Source organism: Rahnella sp. BCC 1045, from assembly GCF_019049615.1.
Classification (GTDB): Bacteria; Pseudomonadota; Gammaproteobacteria; order Enterobacterales; family Enterobacteriaceae; genus Rahnella; species Rahnella contaminans.
In genome coordinates this window covers 1-18,075 of sequence record NZ_JAFMOZ010000115.1, presented here as the reverse complement: position 1 = coordinate 18,075, position 18,075 = coordinate 1, and the positions used below count along the sequence as shown (strand labels likewise).

Below are 18,075 nucleotides of genomic sequence, written 5' to 3'. Positions count from 1 at the left end.
AGGATGAGAAAATCTATGTGGGAATACAAACTGGCTGTGGTCGCGCTCTCCTTCGGGATCAGCGCACACAGCGTAGCCGCCGCATTGCCTGAACCGGGAAATCTGCGCTGGCACAGCATCACTTTTGGTCAGTCCACAGACGTCAATTTCGCCACCAACGTATTGCCGGAAAAAATCGGCATGAACGAAGTACGTCTGGCGGATAACAAGCCCGTTCCCGAAACGGGTGTTCCGCTGACCACGCCGTTCACACTGGAAAGTCGCGGCGGAAAAGTGGGGAACAGCCACGACGGCCTGACCTATTTTTATACGCGTCTGCCCGCCGGGTCGAATTTCCAGCTGGAAGCCGATATCACGCTCGATCAGTTTGGCCCGGAAAACGGCGCAAAACCGGCGGGTCAGGAAGGTGCGGGATTACTGGTGCGCGACATTCTCGGCGCACCGCGCGAGCCCGTCACCAAACCGGGCATTGAGGAGTTACCGGCAGCCTCAAATATGGTGATGAACAGCGTGATGGCAGTGGGCGATAAACCGCCGGTCGTGGTACTGATTGCACGGCAGGGCGTCAAACAGCCGTGGGGAAATACCGGGATCGGCATTGTGCGCGAGGAATACCATCCGCTGACCACGCCCGCACATTTCTCACTGCGGCTGACGCGAACAGACCGCGGTTTTGATGTCGCCTATGCGCCACAGGGCAGCGACCAGTGGACGGTAAAATCCGTTGAAGGCGCAGACCGGGTCACACAGCTCGATAAAACCGGGTATTACGTCGGTTTCTTCGCTTCTCGCAATGCCAGGATCACGGTCAGTCACGCTAAGCTGACACTCAGCGAAGCGCATTCCTTGCCTTCGGCGGCTTACGTGACACCGTCACTGAAACCGCGCATTGAATTCATGTCCTCGCCGGTCGTCGCGCGCCGCGACAGCGTATTTCAGCTGCGCACCAACGGCGACGGGCAGTTGCAGATAGATGAAGCGAATAAACCGCTTTTACGGCAGAAAACCGTTCAGGGCGGCAAAGTGGTTGTCGTGCCGTTCCACGCAGGGCAGCCTTCCACCACACTGAAAGTGACGTTTACGCCGGAAAACGGAAAACCGCTGACGCAGGAATTTGCGGTTCGTATGGCGCTGGTCAGCAATCCTGATGCACTTTATGTCTCGCCGCAGGGAACGGCTGAAAACGACGGTTCGCAGGCGCATCCGCTGGATTTCGCCAGCGCGGTGAATCTGTTAGCGCCAGGCGGAACCCTGTGGCTGGCGGACGGTGACTATCCGGCCAGTTTGATCCCGGCCACCGCCAGCGGCACTCTGGCAAAACAGAAAACGCTGCGTCCGCTGGGCGAAAATGCGGTGTTTAACGGATTAAAACTCGAGGCCAGTTTCTGGAACGTGCAGGGCATTACCGTCACGCAGAAAAGTTTTCATATTGCCGGAAGTCATAATCATATTGACCGCGTTAAAGCCCATCATGCCGACGATACCGGCATCTGGGTGGCTTCGCCGGACGGCATTGGTCGGGCGTTGTGGGCCAGCCATAACCTCATCAGCAATTCTGAATCCTGGGGAAATCAGGATCCGGGGCGTAAAAATGCCGACGGTTTTGCAGTGAAAATGCGCGTGGGCGAGGGCAACCGGCTGGTGAACTGCTATTCACATGACAACGTGGATGACGGATTCGACCTGTTCAATAAAATCGAGGACGGCCCGAACGGCAGCGTCACGATCGAAAACAGCTTGTCGGTTCACAACGGCAGTAACGGATTTAAGCTCGGCGGAGAAGGCCTGCCGGTGGCGCACCGCGTGCTGAACAGCGTGGCGGTGGAAAACGGAATGGACGGCTTCACCGACAACTTCAACCCCGGCGCGCTTTACGTGGAAGGCAACCGCGCAGTGGACAACAAACGCTTCAATTTCCTGTTCCGTCCGTCGCCGTACACCACCGCGGATAAGCAGGGCGTATTCAAAGACAACATATCGGTGCGCACCACGCCGGGCAAATATGACGATTCTGTCAGCGGTAATATCGATGAGAGTAATTATTTTTATCTGAATAACAAAAGCGTGAATACGCTGAGTAAAGAAATTACGCCGGGAGAGTTTATTTCTCTCAGGCTGCCGGATCCGGTTACCCGTTTTTCTGACGGCGGATTTAATTACGCTGACTTTTTGAAACAAAAATAAAGCGGCGTAATGAATAACAAGCATTACTTATAAAATAAAAAACTCAATATCTCTGGGACTTTAAAAATGAAAAATAACAGACTGCTGATCTGCGGTCTGCTGCTGGCCAGCGCCAGCAGCCAGGCCGTGACGATCGACCTTCGCCATGAATGGCTCGATGACAGTAAACAACATAAAGACAGGGCGTTAGTCTCACACCGGTTCGCCAATGGCTTCGGTTTCTCACTGGAAGCCAAGTGGAAATCCGGCGGTGACAATCCGAACAAACCCTTTAATAATCTGGTGGATAACGGCACTGAAAGCACCATCAGCTATCAGTATAAAGTGACGCCAGCATTCTTCCTGCAACCGGGATTTACGCTCGAATCCAGTTCTGACAGCAGCATCTACAAACCGTTTCTAACTGCCGGATATACCTTCGACAGCGGCATTTACTTTAATGCGCGCTATCGTTACGAATATACCCGTTATACCAAAGAAAATACCGAAGACCGTAAAACCAACCGCGGTGAAATCTGGCTGGGATATCGTCTTGCCGACTGGCGATTTGAATATAACTATATTTATAAGCACAGCGACCAGATTTTATATGACAATGATAAATGGGATTATGAGCAGGATCTGAAGGTCGCTTACAATATCAATAAAAACTGGACACCGTATGTTCAGGTCGGTGATGTTTCTGTCAGAAAAACCACCGATGAACGTCAGACGCGTTTCCGTTTAGGGATTCAATATTCATTCTGATAAATACCCGAATTAATGCCTGAATATGCCGCCGGTCAGTTTGCGCTGACCGGCATTTTTCGTTTCACTCCGTGCGCCCGTTCAAATTTCCGGTTAGGGAGCATGCGGTTTTGCCATGATTTCGCTAGTGTGTCGCATTCACGTAGATGATGACGTCACTACGGATCAAAAAACTGACTGATGAAACGGAATTTATGACCCTGAAAATTAAACCTGCAAAACTGTCCTTAGCTGCCTTGTTACTCAGCATCCTGGTTTCAACCCCAGCCCGCGCCGCCGATGAAATCGCTTTCTGGAATACGCCTGAATATGGCGGCAACAGTTTCAACCGCCTGCCGCCGGACGACGCGTATTTTTCGGCGTTGCGGGGCTATGGCGCAAGCTGGGTGCGCCTGTCTTACGACAAATGGAAACCCGCACAGCGTGATTTCCTGCTGGGAGACGCCGACCATTATCAGGGGCTGGTGCCGGAAGATCTGGACACGTTGAAAGCTGCGCTCAAACGTGCACACGCCGCCGGGCTGAAAGTGGTGATCACGCCGCTGTCGCTGCCGGGGATGCGCTGGTCGCAGAACAACGGCAACAAATTTGACGGGCGGCTTTGGCAGGATAAAAAATACTGGCAGCAGAGCGCGGATTTCTGGCGTGACCTTGCCAGGGCGCTGAAAGATACGCCCGGCGTAGCGGCCTATAATCTCATCAACGAACCTGCCCCGGAGAAAAATGGCGGGGTGAAGGAACATGCGTCACAGGCCGATATGCAGCGCTGGTATCAGCAGCATCAGGGTACCGCGCGTGATTTACCGGCGTTTTATACCCTGCTGATTCAGGCCATTCGCGAGGTGGATCCGGTCACACCGGTGATGGTGGACAGCGGCTGGTACGCTGCCGCTGACAGTTTCGGTTACTGGCCGGAGCCGCTCAAAGATGCGCGCGTGCTGTACAGTTTCCACATGTATGAACCGTATGAAGCCACCAGCGGACCCAATCACAAACGCGACCGGCCTTTTACGTATCCGGGCGACGTTCCTTTCAGCGGGAAGCCTGAAAGATGGGATGCAAAACGCGTGGCGGATTATCTTCAGCAACCTTTCGACTGGGCTAAACAGCGGGGCATTTCTGCCAGCCGCATGGTCGCCGGTGAGTTTGGTTGCGTGAGGATGCTGAACGATTGCCGCCAGTATCTGAATGACGTTCTTTCCGTGCTCGATAAAAATCAGGCGCACTGGGCGTTTTACAGTTTTCGCGAAGACAGCTGGGACGCGATGGATTACGAACTGGGTAAAGGCAAAGTCCCGTGGTCATACTGGCAGGCGATTGAACAAAATAAACCAGACAATCTGAAACGCCGCGCAACGCCGGAGTTCGAACCGATCAGCCGCAGGCTGGCAGAAAGTCTGCCATCGACGAAATAATAAGGTTGTTAATGTTCGTTTATATTTCGCCGTAACCTCGCCCAAATATAAACGAAAACTTTTAATAGCGGTTTACGGGTTGACAATAATATACAGCATGCGTAAATTGCACCTGCCGGAAGTTGCGGCCTTTCCTCACTTAACATAAGAGACTAATGGACACTGTATCTAGTAGCTTCCCGAATGACGCTGAACCGGCGCTTCGGAATATTAAACATGAAATCGACTGTGATCATTTCATCGTTTGGGTGCGCCTCGCCAGAGCCTGATGCTCTTGTGTTACCTCACCTCAACCTGAGTGTTTACGGTCCCGGGGTGTGTTATGAACTTCAAATCAATCCTTTATCCCGATGTCAAAACCCTGACATCACTTCTGCGTGTCCGTCCGTCCCGAGACAGGGTTCTGTCTGCGCGCGGCAAAGACTCGCATTCCATTTTTTCTTCTAAAATCAGTAACATGAATCTTCGCGTGACCACCTGGCGCGTCAGTCCTGTGACCGGCCAGCTCGAACAGCGTTGCATCATGGCTGACAGCGAAGAACCTCAAAGTCGGTTTTCCCCCGCCTGATTTAGCCCGTGGTTTATCCCGCGCTGGATCTCGTCCTTATTACTGCCTGATCGTTTTCCGGCAGGAATATCGCTGATTTAATTCCGTTGAACGGGTTCGACTAAGTTATTTCAGAGAATAATTCCGCCCGGCGAAACCTGAAGCAGAAATAATAGACACACAATAAGGCTTGTTCTGTTTATCTTAAAATAAACAGCGAACAGCCCTGCATAAAATAAATGAAAATACCGATCGTTTCGACGATACGGGCAATATTCTGCGGCCTGAAATAAGGCTTACAGATATTACGCCCCTATTGTTGCGCGACAGGAGCACCACCATGACTGTACAAAACAACACCACACAAGAAAAAAAGAAACAACAGACGCTCTCCATGCGTGCCGCGCAGGAAGCGAAAAACGGCGTCGCGGTTACGCTGATTAATGTTAACGCCACACGCGACGGCCTGACGGAAGCCAGTGCCGCCACACGTCTGGAGAAAGAAGGTTACAACGAAGTCGCCCACGACAAGCCGCCTCACGCGCTGATTCAGATGGTGAAAGCCTTTAACAACCCGTTCATCTATGTGTTAGCTGTGCTGGCCGTCATCAGCTTCTTCACCGATTTCTGGTTCCCGCTGCGCGCCGGAGAAGAAACCGATCTTACCGGGGTTTACATCATCGGCACGATGGTGGTGCTGAGCGGGCTTGTCCGTTTCTGGCAGGAATATCGCTCGGCGAAATCGGCTGAAGCGCTGAAAGCCATGGTCAGAACCACGGCCACGGTGCTGCGCCGTGACCGCATGGGAAAAGCCGGTTCGCTGCGTGAAATCCCGATGCGCGAACTGGTCGTCGGCGACATCGTGCAGCTTTATGCGGGCGATATGATCCCGGCGGATGTCCGTCTGATTGAATCGCGGGATCTGTTCATCAGCCAGGCCGTGCTGACCGGTGAAGCGTTGCCGGTTGAAAAGTACGACACGCTGGGCGACGTGGCGCAAAAATCGGCCAGCGACGTGAGTGCGGAAAATGAAAACCTGCTGGATATTCCCAACATTTGTTTCATGGGCACCAACGTAGTCAGCGGCACGGCGCAGGCCGTTGTCGTGGCGACCGGGGCAAGAACGTATTTTGGCTCGCTGGCGAAAGCCATTGTCGGCACCCGCGTGCAGACGGCGTTTGATCGCGGCGTGAACAGCGTCAGCGGGCTACTGATCCGCTTCATGCTGGTGATGGTACCGGTGGTCTTCCTGATCAACGGTATCATGAAAGGCGAATGGTGGGACGCGCTGCTGTTTGCCGTCGCGGTCGCCGTCGGGCTGACGCCGGAAATGCTGCCAATGATCGTCAGCGCCAATCTGGCGAAGGGCGCGATGGCGATGGCAAAACGCAAAGTGGTCGTCAAACGTCTGAACGCCATTCAGAACCTCGGCGCGATGGACATTCTGTGTACCGATAAAACCGGCACGCTGACGCAGGACAAAATCATTCTTGAGCACCACATCGACACAAAAGGAGCAAAAGACGAATCCGTGCTGGCGCTGGCGTGGCTGAACAGTTATCACCAGAGCGGCATCAAAAACCTGATGGACCAGGCGGTTCTGCACTTCTCCGAGAATGGTGTTTCACCATTCACGAGGCCTCAGGGTTACAGCAAAGTGGATGAAATGCCGTTCGATTTCGTCCGCCGCCGTCTGTCGATTGTGGTGAAGGATGCGAAGGAAAATCATCTGCTGATCTGTAAAGGTGCGGTAGAAGAGATGCTGAGTATTTCCACCCACATGCAGGAAAACGGCGCGGTGGTGGAACTGACTCCGGCACGCCGTGAGGCACTGCTGGCGCTGGCGAATGACTACAACCAGGAAGGGTTCCGCGTGCTGGTGGTGGCGACCCGCGACATCCGCAAAAGTGAGGCGAAAAAACAGTACGGCACAACCGATGAGCACGACCTGATCCTGCAAGGGTTCCTGACCTTCCTTGATCCGCCGAAAGAATCTGCCGGCCCGGCCATTTCGGCCCTGAGTGATATCGGTGTGGGCGTAAAAGTGCTGACCGGTGATAACGCCGTCGTGACCAGCCGCATCTGTCATCAGGTGGGATTAGAACCGGGTGAACCGCTGCTCGGGCCGCAGATTGAACGCCTCGATGACGCCACGCTTCGTGAGCTGGTGGAAGAGCGCACGGTGTTTGCAAAACTGACGCCGCTGCAAAAATCGCGGGTGCTGAAAGCGTTGCAGGCCAACGGCCACACGGTCGGATTCCTCGGTGACGGTATCAACGATGCACCGGCATTGCGTGATGCGGACGTCGGGATTTCCGTCGACAGCGGTACGGATATTGCCAAAGAATCTGCCGATATTATCCTGCTGGAAAAAAGCCTGATGGTGCTGGAAGAGGGCGTGCTGAAAGGGCGCGAGACGTTCGGGAATATCATGAAATACCTGAACATGACCGCCAGTTCCAACTTCGGCAACGTGTTTTCCGTCCTGGTTGCCAGTGCGTTTATCCCGTTCCTGCCAATGCTGGCGATTCAGCTGTTGCTGCAAAACCTGATGTACGACATCTCCCAGCTGGCGCTGCCCTGGGACAAAATTGACAAGGAGTTCCTGAAAAAACCGCGTAAATGGGATGCCAAAAACATTGGCCGTTTCATGGTGTGGATTGGCCCGACATCGTCCATTTTCGACATGACGACGTTTGCCCTGATGTGGTACGTGTTCAGCGCCAACAGTGAACATATGCACACGCTGTTCCAGTCCGGCTGGTTTGTGGAAGGGCTGCTGTCCCAGACGCTGGTGGTGCATATGCTGCGTACCCAGAAAATCCCGTTCATCCAGAGCACGGCGGCGTGGCCGGTGATGCTGATGACCGGGCTGGTGATGGCCGTGGGTATCTACGTGCCGTTCTCTCCGCTGGGGCCGATCGTCGGGTTACAGGCGCTGCCGTGGCAATACTTCCCGTGGCTGGCCGGTACGCTGCTGGCCTACTGCTGCGTCGCACAGGGCATGAAAACGTTCTACATCCGTCGTTTTAAACAGTGGTTCTGATGTCCTGATTTTTCATTAAAACCTGACCGGTGCCGCAGCGTTTTGCGGCACCGTTTTAAGACTGAAAATAGCACCACGCTTCACAATGACAACCCTGAAAAAGGGGAGCGATTATGTTTGCAACAACCCAATCTGGCACCACCTTACTGATCAACATGGCAGGCGCAATTGCCCTGCTGCTGTGGGGTTCCCACATGATTTCCTCCGCGCTGCAACGCGGATTCGGGACACCGTTACGCCACTGGATGGGGCGTCATCTTAAACATCGCGGGATGGCGTTGCTGTCCGGCGCGGGCATTACCTGCCTGTTGCAAAGCAGCACCGCGGTCAGCCTGATGGCCACCTCGTTTACCGCCGCCGGAACGCTGAGCCTCGCGCCTGCACTGGCCGTGATGCTCGGTGCCAACGTCGGTTCGACGCTGGTGGTTCAGCTGATGAGTTTCAACACCGCGATCGCGGTGCCGTTGCTGATGCTGAGCGGATTTATCGTCTTTAAAATGCGCGACCATACCGGCTTTGAAAGCGCCGGTTGCGCGATGATTGGCCTCGGGCTGATGCTGCTGGCGCTGAGCCTGCTGGGCGCAACGCTCGGACACATCGAATCCACGCCGGTATTCCGCGCCGTGATGTCCGGGTTACAGGGCGATACGCTGATCGCGCTGTCCGTGGCGGTGATCCTCACGTTAGTTTGCCATTCGAGCGTGGCGGTGATTTTGCTGATCGCCTCTCTGGCAGCGACGGGCGTCATGACGCCGGTAACCGCCATGGTGTTGGTGCTCGGCGCGAACATCGGTGGTGCGCTGCCGCCGGTGCTGAATGCCGGCAAAGCTGTCGCCCGCCGTCTGCCCGTGGGCAATCTGCTGATCCGCTGCGCCGGTTGCGTGGCAGCACTGGCCCTAATGCCTCTGCTGGCACGCCTTGCAGACCACTTAGCGCTGACCCTGCCGCAGCTGGTGGTGTGGTTTCATACCGCGTTCAGCGCCGTGCTGGCGCTGGTATTTATCGGCCTGACCGCGCCGGTCGCCCGCCTGCTTGAGCGGCTTTTCCCGGAAGAGGCGCGTGCCGGTGATCCGGGTATGCCCGTGTACCTCGACGCAACCGGGCTGGATATCGCGTACATCGGTTTATCCAATTCCGTGCGTGAATCCCTGCGCGCAGCCGACATGCTCAACATAATGCTCGACCGGTTGCAGGTGCTGTTTCAGACCCCGGAGAAGGGCAGCCGCACGGAAATACGTCAGCTGGATCACTCTCTGGATATGCTGAGTGCGGCGATCCGGGCGTATCTGGCCGATCTGGCGCACGACGGGCTGAGCGACGCCGATGCCGACCGTGCTCAGGAAATTTTAATGTTTGTGATTAACGTCGAACATGCGGGTGACATTCTCTCCAGCAGCCTGGCGGAACTGGCTGCCCGCAGGACGCGGCGCGGCGAGACGTTCAGTGAGTTTGAGCGCAACAATATTGCGCTGCTGCATACGGAAATCCTCACCAGCCAGCGTCTGGCCGTGACCGCATTTCTGGGCGAAGACCACGGCGCCGCGCATCAGCTGGTGGCGCGAAAAGAGGTGATTCGCCAGATTGAAGCCACCGCCAGCCGTGAGCATTTTAAAAAGCTGCGCGATGATAAAAATGCGTGGGCGGAATCCGGCGATATTTTCCAGCGTGTGTTACGCGATTACCGGCGCGTACATCATCATATTGCCGCCGTGGCTTATCCGGTTATTGACCGGCGCGGAGATGAATTACGGGCCAGGGTTGAAAATAACGCAGACGTGTAAATCCCATAATAAAAACAACAGGAAAGTTTTATGAGAGTGCTTATTTGTTCAGGCCGGTTTTATGCGGGTATCAGTACACTGACGCGGGTGCTGGATTTATATTCGCAATCGCAAAATATCCATGTACTGATCCACGGCGGGCATCAGTCCTCCGGCGGCGCAATCGAGCGCTGGGCGCGGGATGCGGGCGTTCATATCGTGCGCTATCCCGCCAACTGGGCGGCGCACGGTAAATATGCAGAAATCCGCCGGAATATTTTCATGTTAGAAGACAGCCGCCCGGATATTATGCTGGCATTTTCTGGCGGAGAGGATACCGCCGATTGCATCGGGCTGGCGAAAAGCAAAGGAATTAAAGTGATTGAAATTGAACAGTATCTGTAACGTCAAAAACACCGGAGCAGGCGCGCAATTTTTTCCCAATGTTCGGGAAACCGGTTTCTGGATTATTCTGATAGTCCCGGCAAATGCTTTATAAGAGGTTATATTTATTCAATTGTAGAGAGGTTGCGCCGCGCTGTTTCTGTTAACAGTGACAACGATTCAGCGCAACCGGCTACGTATACAGGAGAATAAAATTGACCACAGAACTGAAGGATGCCACCACAGAGACGCCCCCGATCCCCGCCCTCAGTGGCGGGAAATATGCTTTCTTTTTTGATGTTGACGGCACGCTCGCCGAAATCTGCGCCGAGCCGGACGACGTCTCCATTCCCGCTTCCGTTCGCGATAACCTGAAAACGCTGGCTGCGGCCACTTCAGGCGCACTGGCGCTGATCTCCGGGCGTCCGGTTGAACAGCTTGACCAGCTTTCCGCGCCGCTCCGGTTACCGGCTGCGGGCGTGCATGGCGCCGAACTGCGCGACGCCGCAGGGAATCTGCACCGCGTGACGTTGCCTGAGGATGTGGCGCTTGCCTTGCAAAAGCAGCTTGAAAAGGGAATGGCCGAAATGCCGGGAACGCTTCTTGAAGCCAAAGGCATGGCGTTTGCCCTGCATTATCGTCAGGCACCGGCTTTTCAGCAGCAGGTTCTGCAACTGGCCGAATCGGCAGTCGCTGCGTATCCCGACCTGATGCTTCAGCGCGGAAAATGCGTGGCGGAAATTAAGCCGCGCGGCAACGATAAAGGCTCCGCAATCACGACGTTTATGCAGCAGGTGCCGTTCGCCGGGCGTATTCCGGTGTTTGTTGGCGATGACCTGACCGATGAAAAGGGCTTCCAGGTCGTCAATGCCATGAAGGGTATTTCCGTGAAAGTCGGAGAGGGTTCCAGCCATGCACGCTACCGTCTGGGACGCGTCAGCGATGTGTATCAGTGGCTGGAAGCGTTACAACGTCACTTAACCATCACTAATAATAAGGAGACAACACTATGAGCCGCCTGGTTGTCGTATCTAACCGTATTGCTATTCCTGACGGGTCGAAATCCGCGGGTGGGCTTGCCGTCGGTATTATGGATGCGCTGAAAAACACGTCCGGGCTGTGGTTTGGCTGGAACGGAGAAATCAGTGAAATCTCCGGCGAAGAGGAAGATGATCTCAGTCTGGTGGAAGAGGATGGCATCACCTACGCCTCGGTTCCGCTCAATCAAAACGATTATGATCTGTATTACTGCCAGTTTTCGAATGCCGTACTCTGGCCAGCGCTTCATTACCGCATCGACCTGGTGGATTTCCAGCGTGAAGCCTGGGAAGGCTACTGCCGCGTCAATGATCTGCTGGCGAGAAGATTGCAGCCACTGATAAAACCCGACGATATTCTGTGGATCCATGACTACCATTTGCTTCCTTTTGCCGCCGCGCTGCGCAAACTTGGCGTAAAAAACCGCATCGGCTTTTTCCTGCATATTCCGTTCCCTACACCCGAAATTTTTAATGCCGTGCCGACGCATAACGAACTGCTGGAGATGATGTCGCATTTCGATTTGCTGGGCTTCCAGACCGAAGGCGACCGCCAGGCGTTTCTGGATAATCTCGGCGAACTGACGACTTTGCAGCCGTCCGATACCTGTCTGCATCAGGCGTTCGGCAACACCTTCCAGACCGGGGTTTATCCGATCAGCATTGCGCCAGACAGCATCCGCAAAATGGCGGAAGGGCCGCTGCCGCCGAAAATGGCCGCAATGGAACGCGAGCTGCGCGAGGCGAAAAACATTATTTCCTGCGAACGTCTGGATTACACCAAGGGGCTGCCAGAGCGTTTTCTGGCGTTCGAGGCACTGCTGGAGAAATTCCCTCAGCATCGCGGCAAAGTGCGGTATTCCCAAATAGCACCGACGTCGCGCGGCGATGTGCAGGCGTATCAGGATTTGCGTCATCAGCTTGAAACCGAAGTCGGACGCATCAACGGGAAATACGGCAGCCTGAACCAGACGCCGCTGTTCTATCTCAATCAGCATTTCCAGCGCAGTTTGCTGATGAAACTGTTCCGCCTGACCGACGTCGGGCTGGTCACACCATTGCGCGACGGCATGAATCTGGTGGCGAAAGAGTATGTCGCGGCGCAGGATCCGCAAGACCCCGGCGTGCTGGTGTTGTCGCAGTTTGCCGGTGCGGCGAATGAACTGACGGCGGCACTGATTGTCAACCCGTATGACCGTGATGACGTGGCCGCCGCGCTCGATAAGGCGCTGACAATGCCGCTGGAAGAGCGCCGTGAACGCTACAACGACATGATGGAAGTACTGCGTAAAAACGATATTACGCACTGGGGTGAAAGCTATTTGCAGGATTTGCTGGCCATTTCTCCCCACGACGTTGCGCACAACGCCGTCGCCTGAGAAAAACTTCTCTAAACACAGCCCTGAATAAGGGCTGTGTCATTTTTAACGCAATGCAGAGGCTTGTCGCATATGCAAAACGCTAAATTACAGACCAACGAATTCCCTGACCTGGAACCGATTGAGCTGATCCTGGACCGGATGATGGATGCCGAACCGGAACCGGAAATGATCGAAGGCCTGCCGCCATCTGATGCTTTGACCCCGGCGGATCGCTACATGGAACTGTTTACCGCCGTGCAGTCTTCGCACCTGTTTGAAGACAGCAAAACCTTCCCGGACTGCCCGCCGAAAATGGATCCGCTGGACATTCTGCTGCGCTACCGCCGGATAAAAAATCATCCCGGTTTTAATCTGCAACGCTTTGTTGATGCGCACTTTTCGCTACCGGCACATCACGGCGATGAATACGTCAGCGATCCGGGCGACTCCCTGAAAGAGCACATCGATAAACTCTGGCCGGTGCTGACGCGCCAGCCGGAAGACCATGTGCCGTGGTCATCGCTGTTGCCGCTGCCGCAGGCGTATATCGTGCCGGGCGGGCGTTTCAGCGAAACCTATTACTGGGATTCTTACTTCACCATGCTGGGGCTGGCAGAAAGCGGCCGCAATGATTTGCTGCGCACCATGGCAGACAACTTCGCCTGGATGATTGAGATGTACGGGCATATTCCCAACGGCAACAGGACGTATTATCTCAGCCGCTCACAGCCGCCGGTGTTTGCCCTGATGGTCGAACTGTTCGAGGAGGACGGCGTGCGCGGTGCGCGGCGTTATCTGGATCATCTGCTGAAAGAGTACGAATTCTGGATGGACGGCGCGGAATCACTGATGCCCAATCAGGCATACCGTCACGTGGTTTGCCTGCCAGACGGCACGCTGCTGAACCGCTACTGGGACGACAGGGATACGCCGCGTGATGAATCGTGGCGCGAAGACGTGGAGACGGCGAAACATTCCAGCCGCCCGGCTAATGAAGTTTACCGTGATCTGCGCGCCGGTGCGGCGTCCGGCTGGGATTATTCCTCACGCTGGCTGCGCGATCCGGACAGACTGGCGAGTATCCGCACCACACAATTCATTCCGGTCGACCTGAACGCGTTCCTCTACAAACTGGAAAACGCAATTTCGAATATCTCCGGCCTGAAAGGCAACCGGGAGACGCAGGCGCTGTTCCGGCAGAAAGCGGAGATCCGCCGCGACGCCATTACCCGCTATCTGTGGGATGACGAAGACGGATGCTTCCGCGATTACGACTGGCATCGTCAGCAACTGGCGCTGTTTTCTGCCGCCAGCGTGGTGCCGCTGTTTGTCGGGCTCGCGACGCACGGACAGGCCGAAAGGGTCGCCGCCATGGTGCGCGAACGGCTGCTGACCTCCGGCGGTTTGCTGGCCACGGAGTTTGAAACCGGCGAACAATGGGACAAACCGAACGGCTGGGCACCGCTGCAATGGATGGCGATCCAGGGCTTCAAGCTGTACGGCAATGACGCGCTGGGCGACGAAATCGCCCGCAGCTGGCTGCGAACGGTGAATCAGTTTTATCAGAAACATCACAAGCTGATTGAGAAATACCACATTTCCGGCAGCGCCGCGCGCGAAGGGGGCGGCGGCGAATATCCGCTTCAGGACGGTTTCGGCTGGACCAACGGCGTTGTCCGCCGCCTGATCGGGCTGTATGGCGAGAATTACGAGTAAAGGTGTGACGCGCCCTGGTTAACGAGCAGTAATACCCAAAAAAGCAGTCAGAAAATACTTGCCGACTGGCTGACGCGTTAGTGGCAGTCGGCGCTAATATATTTTCTCATTTATGACCGAATCGAAGGTTTATACCACACTATGGCAATAGTTTTATAACCATGAAAATAAGAATATGTCCTTGAAAGGCTATTCACCGACGCAACATGTTCAATATAAGTTCTGACTCTACTAATAACTTCCGCTAAAATACTGACATCAACCCCACCACATAAACTTTACAGGTTATTTTTAGGAATTTTATCGCAATTGATTGTGGATATTCCTATATTTTAACTCATTCGCGCCTTGATTATTCCGTTGATCGTTTCCCTGCATATTGTTATAACATCATCTTGATGATGAACGTTCTATTCAACTACAGAATATATCTCAATTATTCATCAGACTAATCAATTTGTAGGTGGCATTGAATGGAAAGGGTTTTCCAGTAAGCGAAATGGATTTGCTGTCATTCCTCTGCATCACGTCATATTTCGCCCCTTCTTTACATCCATCGCTTTGTCACCCTGAGCTCACTTTCGTGCCTGACATCGTCCGGGACGTGCGGTAGCTATAATGGAATGATAATATGGCTGATTCTATGGATTTACAGGCCTCTTTACTTGGAACGATTAACAGATACGCTCTTTCTGTAGAAGGGGTGGCGCAGTTGCTTGATATTTTCAAATTCGAAGCAACTGACATGTTGAACGAAGGCTACTGCTATAAAATCGAATTCACCTGTTCTGATAAATCCCTCTCACCAGATTCGCTTTTATTAAAAGATGCGTCTTTTATTTTTAAAACGCCTATTTTCCCAAACTCTCTCGTTCCCATTCCTCCTCAGATCCATCGCACTCAACATGGCGTAATTACTCAATTCGCACATCTCTCAACATCTGCGGACGAGTCACATTACGCTGTAACACTTGAACCTCATCTAAGTCTTTTAAGAAACTCACGACGAAGCGCAATTTATCAGGGGCAATCTATACCTGAAGTGATTGAGAAAGTCCTATATCTGCATGGCTATGAAGGTTGGGAATACTCTTTTAACCTGAAGGGCAAATACCCGAAACGTGAGCTCGTGACCCAGTGGGGCCAGACTGATTTTGACTTCATTCAGAGCTTACTGTCTGAAGAGGGGATTTGGCTCCGTTTTGATATGAATGACGAGCTCGACCGAGAAGTTCTTTTTTTTGGCGATGACCAACAATTTTACGAGTTTAATACGCATCTTCCCGTCCGTCCTGAATCGGGCCTGAGTGATAACTCCGTTGAATGCGTCTGGCAGTTAAGCACCGCGCATCAGGTCGTATCTGCATCCACGAAAACAAAAGATTATAACTACCGTGATGCCAATAATTCACTGATAACTACCGCCAGTATCCACACTGAGGGTGACATCACGAACGGTGATCAATACAAATATGCCGACAACTACCTTAAATCTGGTGTCGCAGGCTCTTCACCAGAAATAGACAGCGGCGCATTCTATGCCCGTCTTGCCCATGAACGAGAACTGAATAAGCAAAATTCCCTGCATGGCTGTTCATCATCTGTCGCACTTAGAACAGGTCAGATGCTTGAAATCGAGGGTGACATCCCGGCTGCATTTGCCGATGGCATTTTATTAACCAGCATTTCGAGCTCTGGTTCCCGCAAAGGCAGCTTGGCCGTTGCTTTCAGCGGCATTCCTTATAGCGAAAATGTGGGATTCAGGCCTGCCCTGAAACCAAGGCCACGGATCTCAGGGACTCTATCTGCCCGGGTAACGAGCGTAACCCCGGATGACGTTTATGCCCACCTCGATGAGTTTGGACGTTACCGCGTAAAATTTGATTTTGACCTTGACGACTGGAAGACCGGATACGAAAGCCTGTGGGTGAGGTTGGCAAAACCCTATAGTGGCGATGTTTATGGCTTCCACTTTCCGCTTATTGAAGGTTGCGAAGTCGGCATTGCGTTTGATGAAGGTCATGTTGACCGGCCATACATTGCCTATGCCATGCATGACTCAGCGCATGTCGACCACGTCACTCAGGAAAACAATAAGCGTAATGTTCTGCGCACCCCGGCTAATAATAAGTTGCGCCTAGATGACGAAAGAAGCAAAGAACACATCAAGCTCGCCACCGAGTATGGAAAATCTCAGCTAAGCCTTGGCCATGTTGTCGATAGTGCCAGAAATAAGCGTGGCGAAGGATTTGAACTCCGGTCCGATGACTGGGGGGCAATCCGTGCCGGAAAAGGCCTCTTTATCACGGCAGATGAGCAGGGAAAAGCACAGGGAAAGGTTCTCGATATGGAACCGGCGATTTCCCACATAAACCAAGCCAACAGTGAAATGCAGGCGCTCAACGACGCAGCTGTTCAGGCCACGGCTCTTGCCAGCGATATTCATACGCAACTGGATTTTGTTAAATCACGGCTTAATCAGCTACAAGGTTCGGCTATTTTACTGAGTGCTCCACAGGGCATAGCATTGACAAGCGGAGAACATACTCAGTTGTCTGCAACACAAAACCTGATGGTCAATGCTGGCAAGAATGCAGATATCGGGGCCATTAAAAATCTCTGTATCAGTGCCGGACAGGCTTTTAGCGCCTTTGTACAAAAGATGGGCATAAAGCTTATCGCGAATCAGGGCAAGGTGGTTATTCAGGCACAAAACGATGCAATGGAATTGATTGCCAAACAAGGCCTGACGATCACCAGTACAGATGACGAGATCATCATTACATCACCCAAGAAAATCACCCTTAATGGCGGTGGTTCCTATCTGACGCTTGCCCCTAATAAGATAGAACACGGCGGTGCCGGTGACTTCACCGTGAAGTGCCAGCCGTACACGGTAAAAATTGGCGGAGCCTCACTGAGCAGCGACAAACTCAGTTTCGACAAGTCAGAACTTAAAGAAACTAAACCGGGATTCAGAACAACATTTTCAAGCTGATAGCAGGGACTCGCTATGTCAATCATTCCAAATATCAAATTTCCGATCCCTAAAAGTGCACAAGGAACGTCATTTAGTCATGCCGAGGACATTCTTAATCATCTGAGAGGCGAACATTCGGGTCAGTGGCTCATCAGCCGCTCAAGCTTGTTTCACGGTGGCATCCATATCTCCAGCGCGACGACGCCGTGGTGTGCGTTACGGGGTAATGATGTCGATGAACCGGGGACGGGTATTAAAGGTCGCGGCGAACAGGCGCTCATATGTATGGCTGATGGAGAGGTTGTCGCTTATCGCATCTGCAAAGATTATCTGAAGGCCCCATGGTTTACTGGTCCCCTTAGCTACTCGGGGTCATTTGTGTTGATCAAACATAAAGTGATGCCCGGAGAAACCGAATCCAGCCAGCTGACGTTCTACACGCTCTATATGCATTTAGCCCCCTGGACTGCATATCAGTCAGCAAACACGTCGCGTTTTCTCATCAATGAGAAAAGTGGGCTCAGGGCTTATTTAGACGAATCTCACGAAATCTGTGCGGGCGTTCTTCCTAAAGGTACCCGCGTCATTTGGGATGGAAAAACGACACGGTCGTTTAATAAGCGTGATTATGCTCAGGTCACGCTGGAAGATGATGTGACGGGTATGGACTGGGATGCCAGTGCAGGCAGTCAGCTGTGGGTGCTTGCTGATCATGGATCGTCAAACCTCAAACCTGTAGAAGTAGCATTACCTGCATGGTGGAAGCCACTAGAGCAGCCAATGCCCGTTCTCGATGCCATGAAGTTCGATCAGGTTGTTAATCTGAATACGCCTTTACCCATCAAAGCCGGTGCTGCAATCGGGCACATGGGGTATTTCGAAGATGCCTATGACCAGG

At 53.4% G+C, this 18,075-nt stretch carries 11 protein-coding genes and 1 pseudogene; all 12 read left to right on the top strand.

Annotation, left to right across the window (positions count from 1 at the left end; genetic code table 11):
- The first annotated feature begins 15 nt into the window (after positions 1-15).
- Positions 16-2,184, top strand: a complete 2,169-nt coding sequence (locus tag J1782_RS07895; RefSeq protein WP_217152827.1) for a right-handed parallel beta-helix repeat-containing protein — start codon at positions 16-18, stop codon at positions 2,182-2,184.
- Between the two features lie 66 nt (positions 2,185-2,250).
- Positions 2,251-2,931 carry an oligogalacturonate-specific porin KdgM family protein gene (locus tag J1782_RS07890; RefSeq protein WP_152323925.1) on the top strand — a complete coding sequence of 227 codons (681 nt, stop codon included), beginning with the start codon at positions 2,251-2,253 and terminating at the stop codon, positions 2,929-2,931.
- 194 nt (positions 2,932-3,125) lie between these two features.
- Positions 3,126-4,346: a glycoside hydrolase family 5 protein gene (locus J1782_RS07885; RefSeq protein ID WP_217152826.1), complete on the top strand. Its 1,221-nt coding sequence runs from the start codon at positions 3,126-3,128 to the stop codon at positions 4,344-4,346.
- Positions 4,347-4,668: 322 nt separating this feature from the next.
- Entirely contained in the window at positions 4,669-4,914 is a 246-nt protein-coding gene (locus J1782_RS07880) for a hypothetical protein (protein WP_152323923.1), read from the top strand.
- 319 nt (positions 4,915-5,233) lie between these two features.
- Complete coding sequence (mgtA, locus tag J1782_RS07875) at positions 5,234-7,939, top strand: magnesium-translocating P-type ATPase (RefSeq protein ID WP_217152825.1); 2,706 nt, start codon at positions 5,234-5,236, stop codon at positions 7,937-7,939.
- A 113-nt stretch (positions 7,940-8,052) separates the two neighbouring features.
- Positions 8,053-9,720, top strand: a complete 1,668-nt coding sequence (locus J1782_RS07870) for a Na/Pi cotransporter family protein (protein ID WP_217152824.1) — start codon at positions 8,053-8,055, stop codon at positions 9,718-9,720.
- 30 nt (positions 9,721-9,750) lie between these two features.
- Positions 9,751-10,104 carry an SLOG family protein gene (locus tag J1782_RS07865; RefSeq protein ID WP_152323920.1) on the top strand — a complete coding sequence of 118 codons (354 nt, stop codon included), beginning with the start codon at positions 9,751-9,753 and terminating at the stop codon, positions 10,102-10,104.
- 206 nt (positions 10,105-10,310) lie between these two features.
- The gene (gene otsB, locus J1782_RS07860) at positions 10,311-11,096 is read left to right on the top strand and encodes a trehalose-phosphatase (protein WP_371819752.1); all 786 of its coding nucleotides are present in this window, start codon (positions 10,311-10,313) and stop codon (positions 11,094-11,096) included.
- On the top strand, positions 11,093-12,499 hold the full coding sequence (gene otsA, locus J1782_RS07855; protein WP_152323918.1) for an alpha,alpha-trehalose-phosphate synthase: 1,407 nt from the start codon (positions 11,093-11,095) through the stop codon (positions 12,497-12,499). The genes otsB and otsA overlap by 4 nt, the downstream gene beginning before the upstream one ends.
- A gap of 72 nt (positions 12,500-12,571) precedes the next feature.
- A complete protein-coding gene (locus J1782_RS07850; RefSeq protein WP_217152822.1) occupies positions 12,572-14,197 on the top strand; it encodes an alpha,alpha-trehalase in 1,626 nt (541 codons plus the stop codon).
- Positions 14,198-14,828: 631 nt separating this feature from the next.
- Positions 14,829-17,195, top strand: coding sequence for a type VI secretion system Vgr family protein (locus J1782_RS07845; RefSeq protein WP_217152821.1), 2,367 nt, complete (start codon positions 14,829-14,831; stop codon positions 17,193-17,195).
- A gap of 15 nt (positions 17,196-17,210) precedes the next feature.
- Positions 17,211-18,075 (top strand): annotated as a pseudogene (locus J1782_RS07840) (hypothetical protein); the annotation flags it as partial.

Bases quoted from the DNA above. Each gene is read 5' to 3' on its own strand.
- J1782_RS07865 (WP_152323920.1), top strand. From the start codon at position 9,751: ATGAGAGTGCTTATTTGTTCAGGCCGGTTTTATGCGGGTATCAGTACA.
- J1782_RS07890 (WP_152323925.1), top strand. From the start codon at position 2,251: ATGAAAAATAACAGACTGCTGATCTGCGGTCTGCTGCTGGCCAGCGCC.
- J1782_RS07845 (WP_217152821.1), top strand. From the start codon at position 14,829: ATGGCTGATTCTATGGATTTACAGGCCTCTTTACTTGGAACGATTAAC.
- J1782_RS07880 (WP_152323923.1), top strand. From the start codon at position 4,669: ATGAACTTCAAATCAATCCTTTATCCCGATGTCAAAACCCTGACATCA.
- J1782_RS07895 (WP_217152827.1), top strand. From the start codon at position 16: ATGTGGGAATACAAACTGGCTGTGGTCGCGCTCTCCTTCGGGATCAGC.
- mgtA (WP_217152825.1), top strand. From the start codon at position 5,234: ATGACTGTACAAAACAACACCACACAAGAAAAAAAGAAACAACAGACG.
- J1782_RS07885 (WP_217152826.1), top strand. From the start codon at position 3,126: ATGACCCTGAAAATTAAACCTGCAAAACTGTCCTTAGCTGCCTTGTTA.
- otsA (WP_152323918.1), top strand. From the start codon at position 11,093: ATGAGCCGCCTGGTTGTCGTATCTAACCGTATTGCTATTCCTGACGGG.
- J1782_RS07850 (WP_217152822.1), top strand. From the start codon at position 12,572: ATGCAAAACGCTAAATTACAGACCAACGAATTCCCTGACCTGGAACCG.
- J1782_RS07870 (WP_217152824.1), top strand. From the start codon at position 8,053: ATGTTTGCAACAACCCAATCTGGCACCACCTTACTGATCAACATGGCA.